Origin of the sequence: Shewanella sp. 4_MG-2023 (assembly GCF_030548015.1) — a bacterium.
Lineage (GTDB): Bacteria > Pseudomonadota > Gammaproteobacteria > Enterobacterales > Shewanellaceae > Shewanella.
In genome coordinates this window covers 1-1,042 of sequence record NZ_JAUORL010000082.1, presented here as the reverse complement: position 1 = coordinate 1,042, position 1,042 = coordinate 1, and the positions used below count along the sequence as shown (strand labels likewise).

At 46.2% G+C, this 1,042-nt stretch carries 1 protein-coding gene; it reads left to right on the top strand.

Going from position 1 to position 1,042, the window contains the following annotated elements; all coding sequences use genetic code 11:
* On the top strand, positions 1-1,042 hold a 1,042-nt coding region (locus Q4546_RS19135), incomplete at both ends, for an Ig-like domain-containing protein (protein ID WP_303446854.1).

The following is a 1,042-nucleotide window of genomic DNA, read 5'->3' as shown; positions in this document are numbered from 1 at the left end:
AAATGACAGCAATACTGTTGCTGAAGATACCGTCGCTGAAGGTAATGTTCTCGATAACGACGGCGATATCGATAACGGCTTAACCGTGGTGAGTTTTGACGTTGATGGTATCACTTATACTGCTGGTACAGAAGTTACTGTCGATGGTGGCACCCTAATCATTAATGAAGATGGTGCTTACACCTTCACCCCAGAAGATAATTGGAATGGCCAAGTACCGGTTATTACCTACACAACCAATACTAGTGACACTGCAACACTGACACTCGAAGTGACTCCAATAAATGATTCTCCTATCGCCGTTGATGATGTTATTAATGCACAAGAAGATACCCTATTCACCTCAACTGTTGACTTAGATGCCAATGATACCGATGTCGATGGTGATAACCTTTCTGTGATTGCTGGCACCTTCACCACAGTACAAGGCGGCACTATCATCATCGCTGCTGATGGCAGTTACACCTATATGCCACCGGCTGACCTTAATGGCGTAGACAGCTACGTGTATACCGTCACTGACGGCACTGACACTGACACCGCTACATTAACCATTAATGTAGGCGCTCAAAATGATGCCCCTGACTTAGTGGCTGATGTTGATAGTGTTGATGAAAATACCACTGTAACAGCAGATGCAGCTAATGGCGTATTGAGCAACGATAGTGACTTAGATGGCGACGCACTAAGTGTCACTGGGATCCATTCTGGTGTGTCAGGCACAAACACTGCGGTTACTGCTGGACAACCTGGGGTGATCGCCAATGAATATGGCACATTAACTATCAACTCTGATGGTAGTTACACGTTTATCGCTAATGGCGCATCTTCAGAAGCGTTACCAGATGGCGTGACTGCCAATGCCGTATTTACTTATACTGCAACAGACGGCACTCAATCTCTAACGCAAACACTCACCATCACAATCACTGGCGCCAATGACCCTGCGGATATCACCGTTGATGTAGGTAATGGCGATTCTGACGCAGGTACGGTCACTGAAGATGGTGCAACCGATGCGGATAACAACACGTTTGAAACA